Below are 2,215 nucleotides of genomic sequence, written 5' to 3'. Positions count from 1 at the left end.
ACACCGACAATCCCTATCCCGCCGACGACGAGGGCGACGATCCGTATGCGATCGCGCGGATGCCCGACGGAACGCCGGTGCGCCCGGCTGTGCGGTGCCGTGAATGCGGCGGCTGGCTCGTCTCGCCCGATTCCTTCGGCGCGGGCGTCGGCCCGACGCACCGCCACCGCACGCGCGACGCGACCGGCGGGGCGGGCCCTGGCGCCCTGCCGCTGTTCGACATCCCCCACACCACGTGAGCCGGGCTTTGGTCAACGACGACCGCCCGGGCTCGGAGAGGCAGGCATAAGTGCCCCATTTCCTGGTCGACGACTCGATGCCGTTCCACGCCAAGATCGTCGCCGCGGGTAACGCGGCTATCGGACTCTGGACGCGCGCCGGCGCCTGGTCCAACCAGCAGGCGAATCTCACCGAGGGGTTCATCCCCGAGCACATGGCCCGGACCATGGGCACCCCCGCGCAGATCAAGCGACTGGTCGCCACGAAGCTCTGGCATCAGGTGACCGGGGGCTACCAGTTCCACGAATGGCTCGGCCCGGGCCGCCAGCGCTCGCGCGAGACGATCCTCGACCACCAACGCAAACGGGCCGAGGCCGGCCGCATCGGCGGGCAGCGATCCGGGCAGACCCGGCGACGGACAGGGCAGCACGGCCGCAGCGAATCCGAAGCGGACGCCGAAGCATTTGCTTCACCGGATGCTGCCCCTCCGCTTCCGCCTCAGCCTGTGGATAACGCAAACGCCCCGCAATTCCGTGGCCCACCCGATACCACCGAAAAATCCGCAAATTTCGGCCGAGAGCCTTCACCACCAGCGCAGATGCGAAGCAACAGCGAAGCACATGCTCAAGCAAAACCGAAGCAGAACGGAACCCATAACCAATATCCATTTACTAGAGACTTAGGGGGGAACGTTGCGTTAGATATCGCGCGAGAAAAATTCCGCGAAGGCCCGCCGAGATACCACCCAGGCCATGACACCGGCTACGTCGCCGGATGCACCCGCTGCGACCGCAGCGCCGAAGCCCACGAGCGGTGGCTCGTCGAGCTGCGCGCCGCCGAGCCCGACGACCCCGAACCGCCCCGGCACTGCGACGACCACCACCCCGGCGGCAGCGATTGGCCGTGCCGCCGGTGCAAGGCCCGCCGTGAACTCCACGAGGAGTGGCTCGAGCGCCACCAGGCCCGCCAGCGCGCCGACACCGGCCGCTACGCCGCCATCCATGCCTGCGCCCGCCGCCGCCTCGACGCGGGCCTCCCACCGCTGTGCGACGAAGACGGCTGGCGCGTACCGCCCGCCGAACTCACCCACCGCGACTACCCGGTCGTGAAGTGCGATCACCGGACCACCGACCTCCCCCCGGCCTGGCGGGACCTGATCACCGCCGACGACCCCGAAAGGACCCCCGCACCGTGACCACCAGTCCATCCCCCGCCGTACAGGCCGCCGACGACAACGTGCGCGACATCCGCGAGGTGTTCGTCGACACCGAGACCACCGGCACCCACGACGACGCCCGCCCCTGGGAGATCGCGCTCATCGCCCGCGAACACCGCCCCGGACACCGGACCCTCGACTACGTGATCCTGTTGCAGATCCTCGACGTCGACCTGACCACCGCCGATCCCGAGGCCCTGAGCATCGGCCGCTTCCACGAGCGCCACATCGTCCACGGCACCACCCCGCCCGAGCACATCGTGCTCCCGACCACCAGCCATATCCCCGATTGGCGGCAATTCCCGACCGGTCTCACCGTCGGTGTCGAGGAAGCCTTCGCCGCGGTCCTCGTGACCGCCTGGACCACCGGCGCGCACCTCATCGGCGTCAATCCCGCGTTCGACCAGCGCATCCTGACCGGGATGCTCGCCCGCCACGGCATCACCCCGGCCTGGCACTACCACCCCCGCTGTGTCGCCGACCGCGCCGCCGGATACCTCGCCGGCCTGATCGCCGGCCGCGACGCCGCTCTCGCCGGCCACCCCATCCCCGCCGTCACGGACGTCCGCGCCGTGCTGGCCCTGCCACCCAGCTCACGGAAGGTCACCAGCCTGGCCGGGGTGGACGCGCCACCACCGGAGACCCGCCACACCGCCTACGGGGACGCGGACTGGGGGCGGCGCGTGTGGGACCACATCCACCAGCCACTCACCGCACTCATCGCCTACCCGGCGCGTGCACTCGAGGGCGTGGCCGTCCGCCTGGCCCACGACTTCCTGG

The 2,215-nt window shown here is 70.2% G+C and carries 2 protein-coding genes and 1 pseudogene; all 3 read left to right on the top strand.

Features of this window, described 5'->3' with window-relative positions; genetic code table 11:
• Positions 1-239 (top strand): annotated as a pseudogene (locus ON41_RS30740) (hypothetical protein); the annotation flags it as partial.
• Positions 240-289: 50 nt separating this feature from the next.
• Complete coding sequence (locus ON41_RS41910; protein ID WP_157185667.1) at positions 290-1,414, top strand: hypothetical protein; 1,125 nt, start codon at positions 290-292, stop codon at positions 1,412-1,414.
• The coding region (locus ON41_RS30730; protein ID WP_040751617.1) for a hypothetical protein at positions 1,411-2,215 on the top strand (805 nt) is incomplete at its 3' end. The genes ON41_RS41910 and ON41_RS30730, both read left to right, overlap by 4 nt.

The organism is Nocardia transvalensis NBRC 15921, from assembly GCF_000308875.1.
Lineage (GTDB): Bacteria > Actinomycetota > Actinomycetes > Mycobacteriales > Mycobacteriaceae > Nocardia > Nocardia transvalensis.
This window is presented reverse-complemented; position numbering and strand designations above follow the sequence as displayed.